The following is a 21,888-nucleotide window of genomic DNA, read 5'->3' as shown; positions in this document are numbered from 1 at the left end:
TGCGCTCGCTCATGCCAGTCCCTCCAAAGTTGGGGAGTCCGCGGTGGTGCCGGGTTGCGGCACCGCGCCGACGCCGAAGAAGGCCCGCCGCCGCAGCTGCGCCCAGCGACCGCCCGGTCCCCGGTCCCGGCCCCGGACCTGGGTGCCGCTGACCTCGGTGCCGGCGTGCCGGGCCGCCTCGTGGGCCGCCTCCGGCAGCGACCGTACGCCTTCGCCCCGGGCGACCGTCACCCGGCGTTCCGGGCCCGCGCCGAGCGCGGAGAGCACGGTGGGCAGGAGCGCCGCCGTGGCCACCGCGTACCCCTCGGCGGACGGGTGGAACCGGTCCCAGGCGAACATCCGGGCCGGCTCGGCGGCGAACCGGGGACCCAGCATGTCGCCCAGGGAGACCGTCCAGCCACCCGCCTCGACCACCGCCATCGTCTGGGCGGCGGCCAGCTGGCGGCTCCAGCGCCGGGCCAGCCAGCGCAGCGGCGGCTGGATGGGTCGGATCGCGCCCAGGTCGGGGCAGGTGCCGACGACCACCTCGCAGCCGGCCGCCCGCAACGTGCGGACCGCGTCGACCAGATAGCGCACGGCCAGCGCCGGCGGCGTCCGGTTGGTGACGTCGTTGCCGCCGACCAGGATCACCGCGATGTCCGGTTCGACCTCCAGGGCCGACTCGACCTGCGGCTTGAGTCCGGCCGACAGGGCGCCGACCACGGCGTACCGGTGCAGCCGCACCGGCCGGTGCAGCCGGCGGGACAGCCCGGTGGCCAGCAGCGCGCCCGGGGTCTCCCGGCGGCGGTGCACGCCGTAGCCGGCGGCGGAGGAGTCGCCCAGCATCACCATGGTCATCGGCGGGCCGGGGAACTTGGCGCCGTACACCCCGTCGCAGCGCGGCGGGGGCGCCTCGGCCATCGGGATGGTCCGCCGGGCCTGGCGGGCCTGGCCGAGCAGCACGCCACCCGTCGCGACGGTGGCCGCCACCGTGGCGCCCGTGCCGATCGCCGCCATACGAGCGATCCGCCGGGCGCGTCGCCAACCGGCCGGTACGACGGATCCAGCGTCCCCCATGAGCCGACATTATCGCGCCGGCCCGACACCCCGCTCTCCTCGTGACGGCTGGTTCGCGGCTGGGGGACGACCGTTCTGGGTAGCTCTTCCGGCAGGGCCGCCGAGCGGCGGTCCGGCCGGCGGGCGGCGCGGGCTTGCGCCCGGGCGGCACGCTGGTCGAGCGGAAAGGGGCGCAGACGATGGGGAAGACGTTGAAGCGGAGCGCGGCGTTCACCGCGCTGGCGCGGGCACTCATGGCGGGCGCGCGGGGCGGGCCGTCGCTGGGCGAGCGGCTGGCCGCGCTGCCCCGGATGATCAGGGCGACCGCCCGGGGGGAGTACGACGGCGGCCTGCGGCTGGCCATGATGACCGCGGCGACGGCGTACGTGGTCTCCCCGGTCGACGTGGTCCCGGAGCTGTTCCTGACCATCTTCGGTCTGGTGGACGACGCGGTGATGGTCACCTGGCTGGCCGGCAGCGTGCTGTCGGAGACCGAGCGCTTCCTGGAGTGGGAGGCACGTCGCAGCTCGGTCATCCCCGGGCATGTGACGCCCTGACGGCACGTACCCTGGGCATCGAGAAATACGTCTGCCCGGCCGCCGTCGCCGGCGCCGCAACGAAGGGCACAACGAGGTGCAGTACTACGACAACGTCGTCGAGCTGATCGGCAACACCCCGCTGGTACGGCTGCGCAACGTCACCGAGGGCATCCAGGCGACCGTGCTGGCGAAGGTGGAGTACGTCAACCCGGGCGGTTCGGTGAAGGACCGGATCGCGCTGCGGATGGTGGAGGACGCCGAGGCGGCGGGCATCCTCAGGCCGGGTGGCACCATCGTCGAGCCGACCAGCGGCAACACCGGCGTCGGCCTGGCCCTGGTGGCCCAGCTCAAGGGCTACAAGTGCGTCTTCGTCTGCCCCGACAAGGTCAGCCAGGACAAGCAGGACGTGCTGCGCGCGTACGGCGCCGAGGTGGTGGTCTGCCCGACCGCCGTGGCACCGGAGGACCCGCGCTCCTACTACAACGTCTCCGACCGGCTGGCCCGGGAGATCCCCGGCGCCTGGAAGCCCAACCAGTACAGCAACCCAGCGAACCCGCGCTCGCACTACGAGACCACCGGCCCGGAGATCTGGAAGCAGACCGAGGGGGAGATCACCCACTTCGTGGCGGGCGTCGGCACCGGCGGCACCATCTCCGGCATCGGCCGCTACCTCAAGGAGGCCTCGGCGGGTCGGGTCCAGGTCATCGGCGCCGACCCGGAGGGCTCGGTCTACTCCGGCGGCACCGGCCGGCCGTACCTGGTCGAGGGCGTCGGTGAGGACTTCTGGCCGGAGACGTACGACCGGGGCGTCGCCGACGAGATCGTCGAGGTCTCCGACAAGGAGTCCTTCGAGATGACCCGCCGGCTGGCCCGCGAGGAGGGGCTGCTGGTCGGCGGCTCCTGCGGGATGGCCGTGGTGGCCGCCCTGGAGGTGGCCCGCAAGGCCGGCCCGGACGACGTGATCGTGGTGCTGCTGCCGGACAGCGGCAAGGGCTACCTGTCGAAGATCTTCAACGACAAGTGGATGGCCCGGTACGGCTTCCTGGACAACTCGGGCACCGAGCCGACCGTCGCAGACGCGCTGGCCAGCAAGCCGGGCGGCCTGCCCGAGCTGGTGCACGTGCACCCCACCGAGACGGTCCGCGACGCCATCGACTACATGCGCGAGTACGGCGTCTCCCAGCTCCCGGTGCTCAAGGCCGAGCCGCCGGTGGTGACCGGCGAGGTGGCCGGCTCGATCGCCGAGAAGGACCTGCTCGACGCGCTCTTCACCGGCCAGGCCCACCTGCACGACACCATCGAGCGGCACATGGCCGAGCCGCTGCCGATGATCGGCGGCGGCCAGCCGGTGAGCGAGGCGGTCGGCCTGCTGGAGAAGTCCGACGCGGCGCTGGTGCTGGTCGACGGCAAGCCGAAGGGCGTGCTGACCCGCCAGGACCTGCTCGCCCACCTCGGCGCCCGCTGACCCGGTCGACGGGGCCTCTCCCCGGCGGGAGGGGCCCTGTCGTCGTCAGCGGGTCAGTTCGGTGGGGACGGCGACCACGTCGACGAAGGCGCCCTTGCGCAGCACGGTGACCGCCAGCCGGGTGCCGATGGCCGGGCCGAGCATCAGCCGTTGCAGGCCCTGGCCGTCCTGCACCGACCGGCCACCCGCCGAGACGATGATGTCCCCCAGGTAGATCCCGGCCACCCCGGCAGGGCTGCCCGGGACCACCTCGACCACCCGCAGGCCGCGCCGCTGCCCGGTCCGTTCGGTGAGCTCCGGAGGCAGCGGCACCGGCACCCCGGCGACGCCCAGCCAGGCCCGCCGGACCCGACCGGTGGCGGTCAGATCGGCGATGATCTGCCGGGTGGTGGCGTTGATCGGCACGGCCAGCCCGAGGCCGTACCCGGCGACGGCGGTGTTCACCCCGACCACCCGACCGGCCGAGTCGGCCAGCGCGCCGCCGGAGTTGCCCGGGTTGAGCGCGGCGTCGGTCTGGATGACATCCTCGATCAGCCGGACCAGCCGGCCGTCCCGGGCCGGCAGGGACCGGCCCAGCCCGGAGACCACCCCGGCGGTGACCGAGCCGGCCAGCCCCATCGGGTTGCCGACCGCCACGACGAGCTGTCCGATCCGCAGGCCGTCCGCGTCGCCCAGCTCGACCGGCGGCACCGCCGCCTCCTCGGCCCGCAGCACGGCCAGGTCCGACAGCGGGTCGGCGCCGACCACCCGAAACCGGGTCTCGGTGCCGTCGCCGAAGGCGGCCGAGCCGTCCCCGGCGCCCTGCACCACGTGGGCGCTGGTCAGCAGCAGGCCCTCGGCGTCGATGGTGACGGCCGAGCCGGCGCCGGCCCCGCGTGGGATCCGCACCGACAGGGCGGCGACGCTGGGCAGCACGCGCGCCGCCACGCCGGTCACCACCCGGGAGTACGCGTCCAGGGCGGTGTCCTCCGCCCGATCGGTGTGCTCGGTGTCCATGACGAGGGCAACGCGGCCGGATCGACGGTCATGCCCCGATCCGCTCAGAGCGAACGGCCGCCCGATCCGAGGGCACCATCCGGCCCGGCCGGCGCGGTGCCGGCGGTCGAGGCGACGGTCAGAGCGGGCGCTCGTAGCGGAGCTGGCGGGTGGGGGCGGAGCCGATGTGTTCGTCGCGGGCCATTCCGGTGGGCGTCCAGCCGCCGCGCTCGTAGAAGGCCCGGGCGCGAAAGTTCTCCCGGAGCACCCAGAGGACGGCCCGGGACCAGCCACGGGCGCGCAGGGCGTCCAGCGCGTCGACCATCAGCGCCCGCCCGGTGCCCCGGCCGCGCTCGTCCGGCTCCAGGTGGATCGCGTTGAGCAGGCCCGTCGCCGGGTCGCCCTCGTCGTCCGGGCCCAGGTAGCTGAAGCCGACCAGCCGGCCGTCGCGCTCGGCGACGGTCATCCGGTGGTCGTCCCGCTCCCAGCTCCACCGCTCCACCCAGTACCGCCCCATCGCCTCCGGCGTCGGGTCGGCCAGCGCCTCCGCCGGCAGGAACGACGAGTACGCCGCCACCCGGGACCGCCGGTGCAGGGCGCCGACCGACAGCAGGTCGGCCTCGGTGGCGGGGCGCAGGGTGACCGTCACCCGGCCGAGGCTACCCGCCGGGGCGGGACCGGCACGGTCATCAGATCCTCGGCGACGATCAGCTCCCCGTCGAAGTGCGCCCGGGCCTCGTCGGCGAAGCGGCGCGGGTCGGCGTACCGCTGGGAGAAGTGGGTGAGTACCAGCGTGCGTACCCCCGACTCGGCCGCCACCCGCGCGGCCTGCGCCGCGGTGAGGTGGCCGACCTCGGCGGCGAGCGCGGCCTCCGGCTCCAGGAACGTCGACTCGATGACCAGCAGGTCGGCGTGCTCGGCGAGGGCGTACACCCCGTCGCAGAGCCCGGTGTCCATGACGAAGGCGAACCGCTGCCCCGGGCGGGTCACGCTCACCTCGTCCCGGGTGACGCGGCGTCCGTCGAGGTCCAGGTGGCCGACGCGGAGCAGCTCCCCGACCGCCGGACCCGCGATGCCGTACGCGGACAGCTTCTCCGGCAGCATCCGGCAGCCGTCCGGCTCGACCAGCCGGTAGCCGTACGTCTCGATCGGGTGCCGCAGCCGGCGGGCCTCCAGCGTGCCGATGCCCAGAGTGATCCGCTGCCGGTCCGCCTCGATCGGCTCGACGCGCAGCTCGGCGGTCTCGTAGAAGGAGCTGGCGTGCCGCAGCCGGGCGAAGTAGTCGGCCCCGTCGGCGGGGAAGTGCACGGCCACCGGGTGCGGCACCCGGTCGAGAGAGAGCCGCTGGATCATGCCTGGCAGCCCCAGGCAGTGGTCGCCGTGGAAGTGGGTGACGCAGATCCGGGTGAGGTCGGTGGCGGAGATCCCGGTGTGCAGCAGCTGCCGCTGGCTGCCCTCGCCCGGGTCGAAGAGGAGCACCTCGTCGTCCCAGCGCAGCAGGTAGCCGTTGTGGTTACGCTGCCGGGTGGGCGCCTGGCTGGCCGTCCCGAGCACCACCAGCTCGCGCATAGACAAAGCAGCCCTCCGCTGAGCTGACCGGTCCGGCTTCGCCGAAGATGAAGCGACCCCCGGGGCTTCCGCGCTCGCGCGCGGGCCGGCTGGACTGGGCCGGCACCCCGGGGGTCGGGTGGCTGTCGTGGTTTCGCCGCACCGCTGCCACACGGTCTCGACGATGGTGCATTTGCCCGCCTCGCGGCGGACCGAGTTTCACTGTCGAGGACAGCGGCTAGCGGACAGCCACCTCACGAGTCCGATTGCTATACAAGTCTGGACCACCTCCTTTCCCGTGTACCGCCACGCTATCGACTCCCCGGCGGCCCCGGCAACGGATTTCGATCACAGGCCCGGCCGGGACTGTCCGGTGGACGCCCGCAGCGCCCGGCCCGCGAGGTCGCGCAGGTGGTTGCGGAGTTCGGGGGGCTCGTGCACCTCGACCTCACAGCCGAGCGTGGTGAGCCGGAACGCGAGCCAGTCCAGGGTGTCGACGTGCGAGACGAGCCGGCAGGTGCGCTCGTCGACCGGTGTCAGCTCGCCGTCGCCGACCCGGCCCCGTACCTCGGCGACCGGGGCGTGCAGGGTGGCCACCGCCCGGTACGTGGGCGCGAGCGCGTACAACTTCTCGTGCACGTACGCCGCGGCGTCCGCGGCCGGCAGGTCCCTGGGCACGGCGCGGACCCCGGTGGCGGAGGCGTCGGCGAGCCGGTCCACCCGGTAGATCCGCCAGTCGTCGCGGTCGTTGTCGTACCCGACCAGGTACCAGCGGTGCCCGGCGGCGACCAGCCGGTACGGGTCCACGTGCCGGCGGCTCTCGGTGCCGTCGTGGCTCCGGTAGCCGAACCGGACCCGCTGCCGGCCGCTGATCGCGGCGGCGAGCGTGGTGAGCACGTCGGGGTCGACGGGATCGGGCGCACCGAACGGCGCCATCGGCACGGTGGCCGCGGTGAGGTTGCGGACCCGGTACCGCAGCCGGGACGGCAGCACCTGGTCGAGCTTGGTCAGCGCCCGCAGCGCGGCCTCCTCGATCCCGGTCACCGCCTGCCGGGCCGCGGTCCGCAGGCCGACCGCGACGGCCACCGCCTCCTCGTCGTCGAGCAGCAGCGGTGGCAGGGCGGCCCCGGCGACCAGCCGGTAGCCGCCGGTCACGCCGAGGGTGGCCGCCACCGGGTAGCCGAGGTCGCGCAGCCGGTCGACGTCCCGGCGGATGGTGCGAGGGCTGACGGCCAGGCGCTCGGCCAGTTCGCTGCCGGGCCACTCACGCGGGGTCTGGAGCAGCGAGAGCAGTCGGAGTAGTCGACCGGGGGTGTCCGTCACGCTTTCCAGCATGCCAGGGAACGAGGACGGGAACTGACCTAGATCGTGGTTACCGTCCTCGGCATGACCGACGAGATCAGGAACTTCCGCATCGACGTCCCCGAGTTCGACCTGGCGGACCTGCACCGCCGGCTGGACGCCACCCGGTGGCCGCGCCAGCTCCCCGGCCAGGACTGGCAGCGCGGCGTGCCGGTCGACCACCTGCGCGAGCTGGCCGGGCACTGGCGCACCGGGTACGACTGGCGGGCACAGGAGGCGCGGTTGAACGCGTTCTCGCAGTTCGACACCGAGATCGACGGCCTCGACGTGCACTTCCTGCACGTCCGCTCGCCGGAGCCGGACGCGCTGCCGCTGCTGCTCACCCACGGCTGGCCGAACTCGTTCGTCGAGTTCGCCGAGCTGATCGGGCCGCTCACCGATCCGCGCGCCCACGGTGGCGACCCCGGGCAGGCGTTCCACGTGGTGGTGCCGTCGGTGCCCGGCTTCGGGTTCTCCGCCCCGCCGGCGGAGGCCGGTTTCTCCGTCGCTCGGGTCGGGCGGATGTTCGCGGAGCTGATGCGCCGGCTCGGGTACGACCGGTACGGCGTCCAGGGCGGCGATCTCGGGGCGTACGTCGCACCGGAGGTGGCCCGGGCCGCGCCGGAGCGGGTGGTCGGCGCGTACGTCACCGGCGGGCTCGGCATGCCCACCGAGGCGGACCTGCCGGAGCTGACCGAACCCGAGCGGGCGTTCTACCACCAGATGCGGGAGTGGGCCGGCGTCGGGGTGGACCACCACGGCCTGCTGCGGGCCGCCCCGCAGACGTTCAGCTATGCGTGGCAGGACTCCCCGGTCGGGCTGCTGGCCTGGATGATCCACAAGTTCAAGGAGTTCACCTGGACGGTGGACGTCCCGGAGAAGGCGATCGACCGCGATCTGCTGCTGACCAACGTGAGCCTCTGGTGGTTCACCGGCACCTCCGGCTCGTCGTCCTGGTTCATGTACGACAACACCGCCTTCGCCTGGCCGCAGGGGCAAAACCTGGTCCCGACCGGCGTGTACTCCGGCGCCCCCGGGATCCGCCGGCTCGCGGAGCGGCACAACCGGATCACGCACTGGCCGGAGGGGAACCCGGGCAGCCACTTCGTGGCGATGGACGAGCCGTACGCCTTCGCCGCCGATCTGCGCGCCTTCTTCGCCCAGTTCCGCTGACGGCGGGTGCGGCGGGTCGCTACGAAGCTGATGACGTGAATGGATTAGCGCCCGGGCCGCCGGGGTGAGTCATCCACGACATCAGCTTCGTAGCCCCGGGTGGGCTTACACCGGGCCCTGCGAGGCCGGTTCGGCGACGCCGATCGGGCCCTCGCGCGGGCCCTCCTCGGAGGCCGGCTGGACGGCCAGCGACGGGAAGTCGGCCAGGTCGCCCGCCGGCTCGGCGTCCCACTCGGGGAAGACCAGGTCGCTCTGCAGGTAGAGGCAGAGCAGTTGGGTGAGGTGGCGCAGCCCGTCGAGGTGGGTGCGCTCGTGGCCGTGGGTGGCGTCGACGCCGAAGCCGAGCAGCGCCACCCGGGCGTGCGCGCCCGCCTCGACGGCCGCGGCCACGTCCGAGCGGTAGTAGTCGAAGACGTCCCGGACCAGGTCGACGCCGTGCTCCCTCGCGATGGCGGCCAGGTTGCGGGTCAGGTGGTAGTCGAACGGGCCCACCCCGTCGCCCATCGCCAGGGTCGCCGCGTCCTCCCGGGACTGCTGTCCGGGGGCGACCACCGCGGCGTCCACCGAGACGATCTCCGCCACGTCCGGGTCGAGGCCGTGGCTGGCCCCGTGCCCGATCTCCTCGGTGACGGTGACCAGCAGGTGCGCGGTGACCGCCGGGGTGATCCCCGCGTCGACCATCGCCTTGAACGCGGTGAGCACCGCCGCCACGCCGGCCTTGTCGTCCAGGTGCCGGGACTTCACGTACCCGCTGGGGCTGATCGTCGGGTCGGGCAGGAACGCCACGAAGTCGCCGGAGTCGATGCCGAGCGCCCGCAGCCCGGCGATGTCGTCCACCGGCTCGTCGACCCGGACCTCGACGTGCTCCCAGCCGACGCCCTGCAGGTCGACGTCGTCGTTGTAGCGGTGCCCGCTCGCCTTCAGCGGGAGCACCTGACCGGTGATCACCCGGTCCAGGTCGTCGGTGAAGATCCGCACGTGGGCGCCCTCGGCGAACCGGGCGCTGTGCGTGCCGATGGTCTTCAGCTCCAGCCGGCCGTTTTCCTTGAGCCGCTTCACCATCTCGCCGATGGTGTCGGTGTGCACCACGATCGCCCGGTCGGCGCCGGTCTGCCGGGGCCCGGGCAGGCAGGCGCTCAGCGCGCCGCGCCGGGTCAGCGTGGAGGAGATGCCCAGCGCGGACAGCCGTTCCCCGACGTACTGCTGGACGTGGTCGGTACGCCCCGACGGGCTGGGGATCTCCAGCAGCTCCACCAGCACCTGGCGGAGGTAGTCGAGGTCGAGCTCCAGCGGTTTCGGACTCACGCGGCACCTCCCGCCCTGGCCGGCGACCAGAGCCGCTGCGGCGCCCGGGTGCCGGGGAAGAGCAGGTCCACGAAGCGTTCGGCGGTCGGCTGCGGCTCATGGTTGGCCAGACCGGGCCGTTCGTTCGCCTCGATGAAGACGTGTTCCGGCCGGTCCGGGGCGGGCACCAGCAGGTCCAGCCCGGTGACCGGGATGTCCAGCGCCCGGCTGGCCGCCACGCAGGCCTCGGCGATGGCCGGGTGCAGCTCGGCCGTGACGTCGTGGATGGTGCCGCCGGTGTGCAGGTTGGCGGTCCGGCGTACGGCGAGCACCTGGCCCTCGGGGAGCACGTCGTGCATCCGGTGGCCGGCCTCCGCCACCACCTCGCGGGTCATGTCGTCGATCGGGATGCGGGATTCGCCGCCGGTGGCGCCGGCCCGGCGCCGGCTCTGCCGCTCGATCAGCTCGGTGACGTCGTGCACCCCGTCGCCGGTGATCTGGGCGGGGCGGCGGACGGCGGCGGCCACCACCTCGTGGTCGATGACGATGACCCGCAGGTCCTCGCCGTCGCGCAGCTCCTCGATCAGCACGTCCGGGCAGAACCGCCGGGCCAGCTGCACCGCCGCGGTGAGCGCCTCGGCGGTGCGCACCCCGACGGCGATGCCGTTGCCCTGCTCGCCCCGCGCGGGCTTGACCACCACCGGGCCGACGTCCGCCAGGAAGGCCAGGTCGTCCGGCTCGCCGGTGGCGGTCCGGCCGCGCGGCACCGACAGCCCGGCCTCGGTGAGGATCCGCCGGGTGACCCGCTTGTCGTCGCAGCGGCTCATCGCCACCGCCGAGGTCAGCTCCGACAGCGACTCCCGGGTGTGGACGGTCCGGCCGCCGTTGGTCAGCCGCAGCTCGCCCCAGCGCGGGTCGGTGACCTCCACCCGGATGCCGCGCCGCATCGCCTCGTCGGCGACGATCTTCGCGTACGGGTTGAGCTCGTCGTACCCCTCGGGGGCGGCGGGCAGGAAGAGCCGCTCGTTGATCGGGTTCTTCCGCTTCACGCAGAGCGTGCCGGTGCGGTGGAAGCCCAGCCGCTCGTAGAGCCGGATCGCGCCCGAGTTCTCGGCCAGCACCGAGAGGTCCACGAAGGCGCGTCCCCGCTCGTCGAGCCGGTCGGCCAGTCCCGACAGGAGCGCCTGGCCGGTGCCGGGCGGCGCGTGGTTGAAGTCCACCGTCAGGCACCAGAGGCTGGCGCCGTTCTCCGGGTCGGCGAAGACCGCCACGTGGTCGACGCCGGTGATGGTGCCGACGATCTCACCGGTGGACGCCTCGGCGACCAGGTGCAGGAAGCGGTCGCTGCCGGCGTTGTCGACCAGCACCTCGACCGGCGCGGTCACCATGCCGTTGCGGGCGTAGATCCGGTTCACCGCGTCGGCGTCCTCGGCGTCGCGCAGCGCACGGATCACCACGCCCGGGGTCTCCCCGCCGGAGTCGGTGGCGGCCGGTCGCCGGTCGCCCAGCGGCAGCCGATAGGTCAGCGACGGGTCGATGAACAGCTCGTCCGGCAGCCGGGAGACCAGCACGTGCGGGTCGCGCAGGTAGATGCAGATGTCCCGGGCGCCGGCCGCCTCCGAGCGGAGCACCGCGGCCACCGCCGCCTGGTCGCCGAAGGTCTGACCGAAGACCAGCCGGCCCCAGCCGCAGTCCAGCACCACGCCGTCGTCGTCCCCGGGCGCCGCCGGCTCGGCCGTTTCGGGCGCCACCGGGTCGCCGCCCGGACCGGTCCGCTCGCGGCGGCGGCCGAGCACCCGTTCCCGGTCGATACGCGCCGTGCCGGTGGCGAGGGTGTCCGTCACGGTCAGTCGATTCCGTGGCTCTGGAGCCACATTTCCAGGAGTCCCAGCTGCCACAGCTTGTTTCCGTTCAACGGGGTCAGTTCGGCGTTCGGGTCGGCGAGCAGCGCGTCGACGTAGTCGGCGCGGAACAGGTCGCGGCGGCGGGCCTCCGGCGCGGAGAGCGCGTCGCGTACCCGGTCGAGGAGCTTGCCCTCCAGATGGGTGAGGCCCGGCACCGGGAAGTAGCCCTTGGGCCGGTCGATCACCTCGTACGGGAGGACCCGGCGCCCGATCTCCTTGAGCACGCCCTTGCCGCCCTGGGCCAGCTTCAGCTCCGGCGGGCAGCCCGCGGCCAGCTCCACGAACTCGTGGTCGAGGAACGGCACCCGGGCCTCCAGCCCGTGCGCCATGGTCATGTTGTCGACCCGCTTCACCGGGTCGTCGGTCAGCATGATCCGGGTGTCGATCCGCAGGCCGGCGTCGACCGCGGTCTGCGCCCCCGGCTGGCCCAGGTGTGCGGCGACGAACTCCCGCGCGGGGTCTCCGTCGGCGAGCCACGCCGGGTTGAGCACCCGCGCCAGGCCGGCCGCGTCCCGGTCGAAGAACGCCTTCGCGTACGTCTCGAGCGCCTGCTCGCGGTCGACGCCGGCCAGCGGCGGATACCAGTGGTAGCCGCCCAGGATCTCGTCCGCGCCCTGGCCGGACTGGACCACCTTGACGTGCCGGGCCACCTCCTGGCTGAGCAGGTAGAACGCCACGCAGTCGTGGCTGACCATCGGCTCGCTCATCGCCGCCACGGCGGCCTCCAGCGGCGGCAGGAGGTCGCCGGTGGGCACCTTGATCTGGTGGTGGTCCGTGCCGAACATCTTCGCCACCAGGTCGGAATAGACGAACTCGTCGCCCTCCCGGCCGCCGACCGCCTCGAAGCCGATGGAGAAGGTGGAGAGCCCGGACTGCCCCTCCCCGGCGAGCAGTGCGACCACCAGGCTGGAGTCGAGGCCGCCGGAGAGCAGCACGCCGACCGGCACGTCGGCGACCATCCGGCGGCGTACCGCGGTGGTCAGCGACTCCAGCAGCGCGTCCTGCCAGTCCCGCGCTGACCAGTCGGCGTGCTCGGCGGCGCGGGTGAACGCCGGGTCCCAGTAGACCCGCTCGCGGGTGGAGCCGTCCGGCTCGTAGACCCGGACGGTGGCCGGGGGCAGCTTGGTGACGCCGCGCAGGATGGTCCGCGGCGGCGGCACGATGCTGTGGAAGCTCAGGTAGTGGGCGAGCGCCACCGGGTCGATCGAGGTGTCGATCCCGCCGCCGGCCAGCAGCGCCGGCAGGGCGCTGGCGAAGCGCACCACGCCGGGCGTCTCGGCCAGGTAGAGCGGCTTGATGCCGAGCCGGTCCCGGGCCAGCACGAGGCGGCCGCTGTCCCGCTCGGTGATCGCCACGGCGAACATGCCGATCAGGTGGTCGACGAAGTCGAGTCCCCACTCGGCGTACGCCTTGACCACGACCTCGCTGTCGCCGGAGGAGAAGAAGCGGTGCCCCTTGGCCTGCAACTCCTGGCGCAGCTCACGGTAGTTGTAGATGCAGCCGTTGAAGACGCCGGTCAGGCCCGAGGCGGCGTCGACCAGCGGCTGGCCGCTCGCCGCGGACAGGTCGATGATCTTCAGGCGGCGGTGGCCGAGGGCCGTCGGGCCCTGGGACCAGACCCCGCTGTCGTCCGGTCCCCGGTCGCTCATCGTGGCCGCCATGCGCTCCACCGCCGCCACGTCGGCGCGTGAACCGTCACGGCGGAACTCTCCCGCAAGTCCGCACATGCCGGCCCATGCTGCCAGAGGCGATCGCGGTTCGCCCGTTGAGCTGATGTCTGTGGGGTTACGTGTTTGCTAAAATGCGCGCCTCTTGTTTTCGGGGCGCTGCCAGCGCCGACATTCCTGCCGACGGTCCGCGGGGTGCCCGAATCGAGCCGGGCCCGCGGTGTGACAAACACCGCAGGCCCGGGAAACGGACATCAGGTCGGTCAACTGGCGGTTCGCGCCACGCCGACCGGGCAGCTCAGCCCGTTGGGGCCGTGGTTGCAGTACCCGTTCGGGTTCTTCGTCGGCGACAGGTACTGCTGGTGGTGGTCCTCGGCGAAGTAGTAGTCGCCGAGCGGGGCGATCTCCGTGGTGATCTCACCCTTGCCGGCCCGCGCCACGATCGGCGCGAACGCGTCCCGCGACGCCTGCCCGGTGGCGCGCTGATCCTCGGTGGTCGTGTAGATCGCCGACCGGTACTGCGTACCGACGTCGTTGCCCTGACGCATGCCCTGGGTCGGGTCGTGGTTCTCCCAGAAGACCTTGAGCAGGTCCTCGTAGCTGATCTTCGCGGGGTCGTAGACCACCTGGACCACCTCGGCGTGCCCGGTCATCCCCGAGCAGACCTCCTCGTACGTCGGGTTCGGGGTGACGCCACCCGCGTAACCGGCCGACGTGGTGATCACACCCGGCAGGGTCCAGAACAGTCGCTCGGCACCCCAGAAGCAGCCCATTCCGAAGACGGCGACCTGCGAGCCCTCGGGGAACGGGCCCTTCAGCGAGGACGGGAGCACCTCATGCCGGTCACCGATCGGCATCGCGATCGCGCGGCCCGGCAGGGCCTGGTCGGGGGTGGGCAGCTCGGCCTTCATGCGGCGAAGGAACACGGTGGGACTCCTCTCGTACCTCTCCCAGCCTGCAACACCGCCAGGCGCCGCTTCCTTACCCGCCCGGCTCCCTGTCAGGCGGGCAGACCCGCGGCCACCCGCCGGGCGAATCCTTCGGCCTCGGCGTCGTCGGTGTAGCGGGTCCGCGGCCAGAAGAAACCGCGCAGGCCGTCACCCTTGGTTCGGGGCACCACGTGGGTGTGCAGGTGCGGCACGGACTGCGACACCCTGTTGTTCAGCGCCACGAATGTCCCGCCGGCCCCCAGACCGGTCTCCACCGCGAGGGCCAGCCGCTGGACCAGGCCGAAGTAGCCGGCCAACGCATCCGCCGGCAGGTCGGTCAGGGTGACCAGGTGGGTCCGCGGCACCACCAGCAGATGCCCCTTGAAGACCGGCCGGGTGTCCAGGAACGCCACCCCCTCCGGCTCGTCGGCGACCCGGAACGCCGGCACCTCGCCCGCCACGATCCCGCAGAACACGCACCCGCTCACCGTGCCAGGCTATTACCGGCATCGTTCGGCCGCCCTCCGGGCGTGGCGGTGCGTGGCCGGGAATAGCGAGCGCGACGGACCACCGGCGACGTGCCGCCGGGCGGGTTCCGCCCGAGCCGGCACACCGGCGGACTAACGTCTCGGGAATGAGTCACGGCTTTGAGACGCTCGCCATCCACGCCGGCCAGGACCCGGAGGCCCGCACCGGCGCGGTGATCCCACCGATCTACCAGACCAGCACCTACGCCCAGGACGCCGTCGGGGCGCCCCGCCAGGGCTACGAATACAGCCGTTCCGGCAATCCCACCCGCGACGCGCTCCAGGAGTGCCTGGCCGCGCTGGAGGGCGGGCCCGTCGGCCTCGCCTTCGCCAGCGGCCTGGCTGCCGAGGACACCCTGCTGCGCACCGTGTGCAAGCCGGGCGACCACGTGGTGATCCCGGACGACGCGTACGGCGGCACGTACCGGCTCTTCGCCAAGGTCGCCGAGCGCTGGGGGCTGGACTTCACGCCGGCGAAGGTCTCCGACCCGGACGCGGTGCGGGCCGCGATCCGCGCCACCACGAAGATCGTCTGGGTGGAGACGCCGACGAACCCGCTGCTCGGCATCGCCGACATCGCCACCCTGGCCGCCGTCACGCACGACGCCAACGCGCTGCTGGTGGTCGACAACACCTTCGCCTCGCCGTACCTGCAGCAGCCGATCGCGCACGGCGCGGATGTGGTGGTCCACTCCACCACGAAGTACATCGGTGGACACTCCGACGTGGTCGGTGGCGCGCTGATCGCCGCCGACGCCGGGCTCGGCGACGGGCTGCGCTACCACCAGAACGCGATGGGCGCCGTCAACGGCCCGTTCGACGCCTGGCTCACCCTGCGCGGCATCAAGACCCTCGGCGTACGGATGGACCGGCACTGCGACAACGCCGAGCGGATCGCCGCGTACCTGGACGGGCACGCCAAGGTCGGCCAGGTCCTCTACCCGGGCCTGCCGTCGCACCCCGGCCACGAGGTGGCCGCCAAGCAGATGCGCCGGTTCGGCGGCATGATCTCGTTCCGCGCCGCAGGCGGCGAGGAGCACGCGGTGGAGATCTGCAACCGGGCGAAGCTCTTCGTGCTCGCCGAGTCGCTCGGTGGCGTGGAGTCCCTGATCGAGCACCCCGGCCGGATGACACACGCAAGTGCTGCCGGCTCGCCGCTTGAAGTTCCCGGCGATCTCGTGCGACTGTCTGTCGGCATCGAGACGGTCGACGACCTGCTCGCCGATCTGGAGCAGGCACTGGGCTGACCGCTGGGGAGGGTGGCCGTGCAGGACATCATGCCGACCTGGGTGGGGGCGACCGCCAAGCAGATCGCCCGGGGCGTACGCCGGGGCGACGTCTCCGCCACCCAGGTGGTCGCCGACCACCTGGACCACATCGCCCGGGCCGACGCCGACCTCGCCGCGTTCCGCGCGGTACGCGGCGGGGAGGCGATCACCGAGGCGGAGAAGGTCGACGAGCAGGAGGACCTGGCCAACCTCCCGCTGGCCGGGGTGCCGGTCGCGGTCAAGGAGAACACCCCGGTCGCCGGCCTGCCCACCTGGAACGGGTCGGCGGCGGTGCGTACCCCGATCGCGGAGGCCGACCACGAGGTGGTCCGCCGGCTGCGCGGCGCCGGAGCGGTGATCCTCGGGGTGACCCGGATGCCGGAGCTGGGCCTGTGGGCCCTGACCGACGACGAGACCGGGGTGACCCGCAACCCCTGGGACACCCGGCGCACCCCCGGCGGCTCGTCCGGCGGCGCCGCCGCGGCGGTGGCCGCCGGGCTGGTGCCGATCGCGCACGGCAATGACGGCCTCGGCTCGATCCGCATCCCGGCGGCCTGCTGCGGTCTGGTCGGCCTCAAGCCCGGCCGGGGTGTCGTCCCCTGCCAGCTCGGCGCGGATGACTGGTTCGGCCTCACCGAGCACGGCATGCTCACCACCACGGTCGCCGACGCGGCCGTCGGCTTCCAGGTGCTCGCCGGCCGACGTCAGGAGAAGCTGGTGCCGCCGTCCCGGCTGCGGGTCGGCGTCTCGCTGCGCTCCCCGGTCCGCGGCGTCTCGCCGGACGCCCCCAACCGGGACGCGGTGGCCGCCGCCGGCCGGCTGCTCGCCGCCGCCGGGCACGACACCGTCCCCGCCGACCCCGTCTACCCGACCCGGCTGGGCCTGCAGGGCATCGCCACCTGGTTCGCCGCGGCCGCCGCTGACGTGCAGGCCGCCGGGCTGGAGCGGCGGGTCCTCCAGCGGCGCAGCCGCCGGCACGTCGCGCTCGGCGAGTGGGCGCAGCGGCGGGGGTACGTCCGGGAGGCCGACCGGGCCGCCTGGCGTGAGCGCTCGGTGAACTTCTTCGGCGACCACTCGATCGACCTGCTGCTCACCCCGGCGCTGGCCGGCCCGCCGCCGGACGCCGCCGGCTGGTCGGGCCGCTCCTGGGCGGCGAACATGAAGGCCAACATCCGGTACGCCCCGTACGCCGCCCCGTGGAACATCGCCGGCCTGCCCGCCATCGTGGTGCCGGTCGGCCGGCGTCCCGACGGGCTGCCCGTCGCCGTGCAGCTGGTCGGGCCGCCCGGCTCGGAGCTGCTGCTGCTCGGCATCGCCGGCCAGTTCGAGATGCAGGCCCCGTGGCAGCGGCACGCCCCGGGCTACCCGCGGGTGGGCACGGGGTCGCCGGCCGCCGCTTGATCGTCTAGCGTGTGCGCGACTTTCCACGCGCGCACGGGAGACAGACATGCGGTGCCAGATCTGCGGGGCCGAGCCGACCACGACCGTCGGCCCCTGCCCGAGCTGCGGTACCTCGTCGGACCGGCCGGCCCTGTCGCCGGGGATGCCGACCTATCCGGTACGCGGCACAGGGCTGGCCGCGGCGGTCGGTGTCGGCCTCACCATCCTGCTGTACACGCTGGTGGCGCTCTCGCCGGCCGTGCGCGCTCTGCTGTCCCGGCGGGCCGGGACGGCCGGTGATCCGGGCCTCGAGCGGGAGGTCACCGTCGTCGAGGGCCTCCTCTCCCTGTCGTATCTGGTCGTCTTCCTGACCACCGCGGTGCTGGTCATGCTCTGGATGTTCCGGGCGCGGAAGAACACCGACGCCTTCCCGGGCGTGGGGTCGTCCCTCGCCCCGCACTGGGCGATCACCGGCTGGTGGGTGCCCGTGGCCAGCCTGGGCGTGCCCTGCGTGGTGATGGCGGGCATCGTCCGGGACAGCCTCGGCCGGGTCCGGCTCCGTGCACTGGTCGCCCTCTGGTGGGTGGGCTGGCTGGCGTTCGGCATCGCCGACCTGCTCAGCAACCTCGGCCAACTCGAGGCCGACGTGCGGCTGGCGGAGCAGGCGGCGGTACCGGACTTCGACCACTACCGCGAGGCGGCCCTGCGGAACTCCGTACCGGTGCTGGCCTGCCTGGTGGCCGGGGTGTCGTTGATCGTGCTGATCCTGCGGATCTCCGCGGCCCAGCAGGAGCGGATCTCCCGCGGCGCGCCCCAGTGGCCGGCCGAGCAGGTCGCGCCCCTGCCGCCCGGCCAGCCGGCGCCGCAGCCGGTGACCGAGCCATCGCCGCAGGTACCGACCGCCGGTACCGTGGCGTCGCCGCCGGCCCAGGCGGCCTCGGGTGGCACGATCGGGGCATGACGGAAATGGTCGGTCTCGCCGACGTACAGGCCGCGCGGGAGCTGCTCGCCGGCATCACGCGTACCACCCCGCTGGAGCCCTCCCGGCCGCTCAGCGCCGCCCTGGGCGGGCCGGCCTGGTTGAAGTGCGAGAACGTGCAGCGCGCCGGGTCGTACAAGGTGCGCGGCGCGTACGTGCGGATCTCCCGGCTCTCGGCCGAGGAGCGCGAACGCGGCGTGGTGGCCGCCAGCGCCGGCAACCACGCGCAGGGCGTGGCGCTCGCCGCCGGCCTGGTCGGTACCCACGCCACGGTCTTCATGCCGGTGAACGCGCCGCTGCCGAAGGTCGCCGCCACCAAGGGGTACGGCGCCCAGGTCGAGCTGGTCGGCAACACGGTGGACGAGTCGCTGGTCGCGGCGCAGACCTTCGCCGAGCGGACCGGGGCGGTGCTGATCCACCCGTTCGACCACCGGGACGTCATCGCCGGGCAGGGCACGGTGGCGCTGGAGATCCTCGAACAGTGCCCCGACGTGAAGACCATCGTCACCGGGGTCGGCGGTGGCGGGCTGATCTCCGGCATCGCGGTGGCGGCCAAGGCGCTGCGTCCGGACGTCCGGGTGATCGGGGTGCAGGCCGCGACCGCCGCCGCCTTCCCGCCCTCGCTGAAGGCCGGCGAGCCGGTACGGCTGCCGTCGTTCTCGACGATCGCCGACGGCATCGCGGTCGGCTGCCCGGGCCAGATCACCTTCACCCACGTCCGCAAGCTGGTCGACGAGATCGTGACGGTCTCCGAGGAGGACATCTCCCGGGCGCTGCTGATGCTGCTGGAGCGCGGCAAGCAGGTGGTGGAGCCGGCCGGCGCGGTCGGCGTGGCCGCGTTGCTGGCCGGCGTGGTCGAGGTGGAGGCGCCGGTGGTCGCGGTGCTCTCCGGCGGCAACATCGACCCGCTGCTGATGCTACGGGTGATCGAGCACGGCCTCGCGGCAGCCGGCCGGTACCTGCGGGTCACCGTGCGCTGCTCGGACCGGCCGGGCCAGCTCGCCTCGCTGCTCAGCGAGATCGCCGAGCACCGGGCCAACGTGGTCGACGTGGAGCACCAGCGGGCCAACCCGCACCTGAGCCTCGGCGAGGTGGAGGTGGCGCTGTCGGTGGAGACCCGGGGCGTGGAGCACTCCGACACGCTGATCAGCGCGCTGCGGGCCAGCGGCTACCAGGTGGTCTTCGCCGCCGAGGCGTGACGCTGGCCGCCCCGCCGGAAATGCGACCGCCCCGGCCGGGGTACGGCCGGGGCGGTGCGGCAGTCGGGTCCGACCGGCCTGTCAGCCCCGGTCGGGGTCGGGCCCGGGCCTGCCGGCGCGGGTCCGGGTGCGGCGCTCAGCCGGAGAAGGGCTCGAACCTGACCACGGTCACCTTGATGTCGGCGCCGCTTGGGGCCGTGTAGGTGCAGGTCTGGCCCTCGCGGCCGCCCAGGATCGCCTTGCCGAGCGCGGACTCGGGGCTGTAGACGGTCAGCTCGGTGCTGGACGCGATCTCCCGCGAGCCGAGCAGGAACGTCTCGGTGTCGTCGGTGTCGTCGTCGAAGTAGATCGTCACGACCATGCCGGGCGCCACGGCGTCGGCGCTCGGTGCCTCACCGACCTGGGCGGTGCGGAGCAGCTCCTTGAGGTAGAGGATGCGCCCCTCCGCCTTGCCCTGCTCTTCGCGGGCGGCGTGGTAGCCACCGTTCTCCCGGAGGTCGCCCTCCTCGCGCCGCGCGTTGATCTCGGCGGCGATCACCGGACGGTTGGCGATCAGCTCGTCGAGCTCGGCCTGGAGGCGGTCGTGCGCGTCCTGGGACAGCCAGGTGGCGGGCGCCTCGTTGTCATTGGTGGACACAGGCGATCTCCTTGGTTGTGCGGACTGGCTGACAGGTGAACTACCAAGTTACCAGTGCGGGACACGTCGGGGTGACGCCGATCACCCGGGGTGCCGGCTGCGGGACCGGCCGCGGGCGTCCGGCAGGTCGGGCCGGCCGCGTGGGGTCAGGCGGCCGGGCGGCAGCGCAGCACCTCACCGATGAACGGCCGGGCGCTGGTGACCAGCCGGTGCCGGGCGTCGACCCGGCGTTCCCCCGGCTGCGCGGTCACCGTGACCTCCTCGCGCCCCACCTCGGCGCCGTCGGAGGCCCGGGCCCGGAGCACGCAGGTCGCCGAGCCGCCCGCCGGCACGGTGACCCGGAAGTCGACCACCACCTGGGAGTCGGTGATCTCGGTGTAGGTGATCACCTGGGCGTCGTACCGCGGGTCGCCGTACTGGCGGTAGAGCTTCGCGGCGAGCAGGCCGAGGGTGGCCAGCAGGACCACCGCCAGCAGCGCCGGGAGCATTGGTCGGCGGCGTCCCGGTTCGCGGCGGCGACCGTACCGGCCGGCCGGGAAGACCGGCGCGCCCGGCGTGATTGTGGCGTGCGTCTCGGTCACCGGCGGGTATCTCCTGGCGTTGTTGTCGGCGGCATCGGCAAGAATGGCAGAGTCCATCTTCCCAGCCCGGCGCTGACCCAAGGATGGCAGGTCGGCGGTGACGCGGACAGGTCAGCACGGGGGATTTTTCCGGGTGCGGGGGAGATTCCGGCAGGTCAGCCGGGTGACCCGGGGTCGGGTCGCCCGTCGGGCACAGACGAGGAGTGCCGAAGGTGGCAGAGCAGCTGCGTCTCATGGCCGTGCACGCCCATCCCGACGACGAGTCGAGCAAGGGCGCCGCGACCACGGCGAAATACGTCGCCGAAGGGGTGGACGTCCTGGTCGTGACCTGTACGGGCGGTGAGCGGGGCAGTGTGCTCAACCCGAAGATGGACAGGCCGGACGTCTGGGCCAACATCGCCGACATCCGCCGCGCCGAGATGGACGCGGCCCGCGCGATCCTCGGCATCGAGCAGGCCTGGCTCGGGTTCGTCGACTCCGGGCTGCCCGAGGGCGACCCGCTGCCGCCGCTGCCCGACGGGTGCTTCGCCCTTCAGGACGTGGAGGTCGCGGCGGCGCCGCTGGTGCGCCTGATGCGGCAGTTCCGACCGCACGTGGTCACCACGTACGACGAGGAGGGTGGCTACCCCCACCCGGACCACATCATGACCCACAAGGTGACCGTGGCCGCGTTCGAGGCCGCCGGCGACCCCGAGCGCCACCCGGAGCTCGGTGAGCCGTGGCAGCCGCTGAAGCTCTACTACGACATCGGCTTCTCCAAGGGCAAGATCATGGCGCTGCACGAGGGCATGCTCGCCGCGGGCCTGGAATCGCCGTACGAGGAGTGGCTCAAGCGCTGGGAGGATCGTCCCGACAAGGGCCCGCGGATCACCACCCGGGTCGAGTGCGCCGAATACTTCCCGGTCCGCGACGACGCCCTGCGCGCCCACGCCACCCAGATCGACCCCGACGGCTTCTGGTTCCACGTCCCGATGGAGCTCCAGCAGCGCGCCTGGCCGACCGAGGACTACCAGCTCGCGCGCTCGCTGGTGGACAGCCCGCTGCCCGAGTCGGACCTCTTCGCCGGGGTCCGCGAGACGTGCCATGCCCGCTGATCCGGCGGAGGGCTACGCTGGACGGGAGCCGCACATCGGAGGAACACCATGCTGACCACTGCCCAGGTGCTCGCGGAGAACAACTTCGGTGACACCCGCACGGGTGGCCTGGCCGGGCCGATGGGCCTCTTCCTCATCGTGCTGCTGGCCACCGCCACCGTCCTGCTGATCCGCAACATGAACGCCCGACTGCGCCGCCTGCCCGACCGGTTTCCGCAGCAGGCCGGTCCGGCGGACCTCGGACGGGCCGACGGGACAGTCGCCGATCCGACAGACGGGACCGGAGCGCAGGAATCATCCACGAGCGATCCCAACGGCTCCCAGCAGCGCCGGAACGGGTAGTCAAGGGGTGATTCACGTCGA

21 protein-coding genes are annotated in these 21,888 nt (G+C 73.2%); 9 read left to right on the top strand and 12 right to left on the bottom strand.

Annotated features, from left to right (window positions below):
• Positions 1–9: 9 nt before the first annotated feature.
• Positions 10–1,056, bottom strand: coding sequence for an SGNH/GDSL hydrolase family protein (locus GA0070613_RS04490; protein WP_089011130.1), 1,047 nt, complete (start codon positions 1,054–1,056; stop codon positions 10–12).
• Between the two features lie 179 nt (positions 1,057–1,235).
• Here GA0070613_RS04490 and GA0070613_RS04485 point away from each other — a divergent pair, with 179 nt between their 5' ends.
• Both GA0070613_RS04485 and GA0070613_RS04480 read left to right on the top strand, forming a co-directional pair.
• Positions 1,236–1,592 carry a YkvA family protein gene (locus GA0070613_RS04485; protein ID WP_089011129.1) on the top strand — a complete coding sequence of 119 codons (357 nt, stop codon included), beginning with the start codon at positions 1,236–1,238 and terminating at the stop codon, positions 1,590–1,592.
• Positions 1,593–1,668: 76 nt separating this feature from the next.
• The gene (locus tag GA0070613_RS04480; RefSeq protein ID WP_089011128.1) at positions 1,669–3,039 is read left to right on the top strand and encodes a cystathionine beta-synthase; all 1,371 of its coding nucleotides are present in this window, start codon (positions 1,669–1,671) and stop codon (positions 3,037–3,039) included.
• A 45-nt stretch (positions 3,040–3,084) separates the two neighbouring features.
• On the opposite strand, the gene GA0070613_RS04475 is transcribed toward GA0070613_RS04480, so the two are convergent.
• The 4 genes from GA0070613_RS04475 to GA0070613_RS04460 all read right to left on the bottom strand — a co-directional run bounded on the left by GA0070613_RS04475 (position 3,085) and on the right by GA0070613_RS04460 (position 6,885).
• Positions 3,085–4,035, bottom strand: coding sequence for a S1C family serine protease (locus GA0070613_RS04475; RefSeq protein WP_089011127.1), 951 nt, complete (start codon positions 4,033–4,035; stop codon positions 3,085–3,087).
• 118 nt (positions 4,036–4,153) lie between these two features.
• The gene (locus GA0070613_RS04470; protein ID WP_089011126.1) at positions 4,154–4,663 is read right to left on the bottom strand and encodes a GNAT family N-acetyltransferase; all 510 of its coding nucleotides are present in this window, start codon (positions 4,661–4,663) and stop codon (positions 4,154–4,156) included.
• Positions 4,660–5,589, bottom strand: coding sequence for a ribonuclease Z (locus tag GA0070613_RS04465; protein ID WP_089011125.1), 930 nt, complete (start codon positions 5,587–5,589; stop codon positions 4,660–4,662). The genes GA0070613_RS04470 and GA0070613_RS04465 overlap by 4 nt, the downstream gene beginning before the upstream one ends.
• Positions 5,590–5,910: 321 nt before the next feature.
• On the bottom strand, positions 5,911–6,885 hold the full coding sequence (locus tag GA0070613_RS04460; protein ID WP_172875756.1) for a helix-turn-helix transcriptional regulator: 975 nt from the start codon (positions 6,883–6,885) through the stop codon (positions 5,911–5,913).
• Positions 6,886–6,948: 63 nt separating this feature from the next.
• On the opposite strand from GA0070613_RS04460, the gene GA0070613_RS04455 reads away from it, so the two are divergent.
• On the top strand, positions 6,949–8,076 hold the full coding sequence (locus GA0070613_RS04455) for an epoxide hydrolase family protein (protein WP_089015747.1): 1,128 nt from the start codon (positions 6,949–6,951) through the stop codon (positions 8,074–8,076).
• A gap of 105 nt (positions 8,077–8,181) precedes the next feature.
• Here GA0070613_RS04455 and GA0070613_RS04450 read toward each other — a convergent pair whose 3' ends face one another.
• The 5 genes from GA0070613_RS04450 to GA0070613_RS04430 form a co-directional block, all read right to left on the bottom strand.
• The gene (locus GA0070613_RS04450) at positions 8,182–9,381 is read right to left on the bottom strand and encodes an osmoprotectant NAGGN system M42 family peptidase (RefSeq protein ID WP_089011123.1); all 1,200 of its coding nucleotides are present in this window, start codon (positions 9,379–9,381) and stop codon (positions 8,182–8,184) included.
• Positions 9,378–11,204, bottom strand: coding sequence for an N-acetylglutaminylglutamine synthetase (ngg, locus tag GA0070613_RS04445; RefSeq protein ID WP_089011122.1), 1,827 nt, complete (start codon positions 11,202–11,204; stop codon positions 9,378–9,380). The genes GA0070613_RS04450 and ngg overlap by 4 nt, the downstream gene beginning before the upstream one ends.
• Before the next feature lie 2 nt (positions 11,205–11,206).
• Complete coding sequence (locus GA0070613_RS04440; protein WP_089011121.1) at positions 11,207–12,991, bottom strand: N-acetylglutaminylglutamine amidotransferase; 1,785 nt, start codon at positions 12,989–12,991, stop codon at positions 11,207–11,209.
• A 203-nt stretch (positions 12,992–13,194) separates the two neighbouring features.
• A complete protein-coding gene (msrA, locus tag GA0070613_RS04435) occupies positions 13,195–13,857 on the bottom strand; it encodes a peptide-methionine (S)-S-oxide reductase MsrA (RefSeq protein ID WP_089011120.1) in 663 nt (220 codons plus the stop codon).
• A gap of 74 nt (positions 13,858–13,931) precedes the next feature.
• A complete protein-coding gene (locus GA0070613_RS04430) occupies positions 13,932–14,348 on the bottom strand; it encodes an HIT family protein (RefSeq protein ID WP_089011119.1) in 417 nt (138 codons plus the stop codon).
• Between the two features lie 146 nt (positions 14,349–14,494).
• Between GA0070613_RS04430 and GA0070613_RS04425 the strand changes: the two genes are divergently transcribed.
• From GA0070613_RS04425 to ilvA, 4 genes are read left to right on the top strand one after another with little or no spacing between them, the layout of a single operon-like run.
• Complete coding sequence (locus tag GA0070613_RS04425; protein WP_089011118.1) at positions 14,495–15,634, top strand: cystathionine gamma-synthase; 1,140 nt, start codon at positions 14,495–14,497, stop codon at positions 15,632–15,634.
• Between the two features lie 12 nt (positions 15,635–15,646).
• Positions 15,647–17,056, top strand: a complete 1,410-nt coding sequence (locus GA0070613_RS04420) for an amidase (RefSeq protein ID WP_089011117.1) — start codon at positions 15,647–15,649, stop codon at positions 17,054–17,056.
• A gap of 46 nt (positions 17,057–17,102) precedes the next feature.
• Positions 17,103–17,996 (top strand): DUF4328 domain-containing protein, encoded by an 894-nt coding sequence (locus GA0070613_RS04415; RefSeq protein WP_089011116.1) that lies wholly within the window; start codon positions 17,103–17,105, stop codon positions 17,994–17,996.
• A complete protein-coding gene (ilvA, locus tag GA0070613_RS04410; RefSeq protein WP_089011115.1) occupies positions 17,993–19,213 on the top strand; it encodes a threonine ammonia-lyase in 1,221 nt (406 codons plus the stop codon). The genes GA0070613_RS04415 and ilvA overlap by 4 nt, the downstream gene beginning before the upstream one ends.
• A gap of 136 nt (positions 19,214–19,349) precedes the next feature.
• Here the strand turns inward: ilvA and greA are convergent, their stop codons facing one another.
• Positions 19,350–19,850: a transcription elongation factor GreA gene (greA, locus tag GA0070613_RS04405; protein ID WP_089011114.1), complete on the bottom strand. Its 501-nt coding sequence runs from the start codon at positions 19,848–19,850 to the stop codon at positions 19,350–19,352.
• A 146-nt stretch (positions 19,851–19,996) separates the two neighbouring features.
• The gene (locus tag GA0070613_RS04400; RefSeq protein WP_089011113.1) at positions 19,997–20,431 is read right to left on the bottom strand and encodes a DUF4307 domain-containing protein; all 435 of its coding nucleotides are present in this window, start codon (positions 20,429–20,431) and stop codon (positions 19,997–19,999) included.
• A gap of 212 nt (positions 20,432–20,643) precedes the next feature.
• On the opposite strand from GA0070613_RS04400, the gene mca reads away from it, so the two are divergent.
• Both mca and GA0070613_RS04390 read left to right on the top strand, forming a co-directional pair.
• Positions 20,644–21,525 carry a mycothiol conjugate amidase Mca gene (mca, locus tag GA0070613_RS04395; RefSeq protein ID WP_089015746.1) on the top strand — a complete coding sequence of 294 codons (882 nt, stop codon included), beginning with the start codon at positions 20,644–20,646 and terminating at the stop codon, positions 21,523–21,525.
• Between the two features lie 48 nt (positions 21,526–21,573).
• Positions 21,574–21,867, top strand: coding sequence for a hypothetical protein (locus GA0070613_RS04390; RefSeq protein ID WP_089011112.1), 294 nt, complete (start codon positions 21,574–21,576; stop codon positions 21,865–21,867).
• Positions 21,868–21,888 lie beyond the last annotated feature (21 nt).

Origin of the sequence: Micromonospora inositola, assembly GCF_900090285.1 — a bacterium.
In the GTDB taxonomy this organism is placed as follows: Bacteria; Actinomycetota; Actinomycetes; order Mycobacteriales; family Micromonosporaceae; genus Micromonospora; species Micromonospora inositola.
Note: the sequence above shows the minus strand (reverse complement) of the source record. Positions and strands in the feature narration are given on the sequence as shown.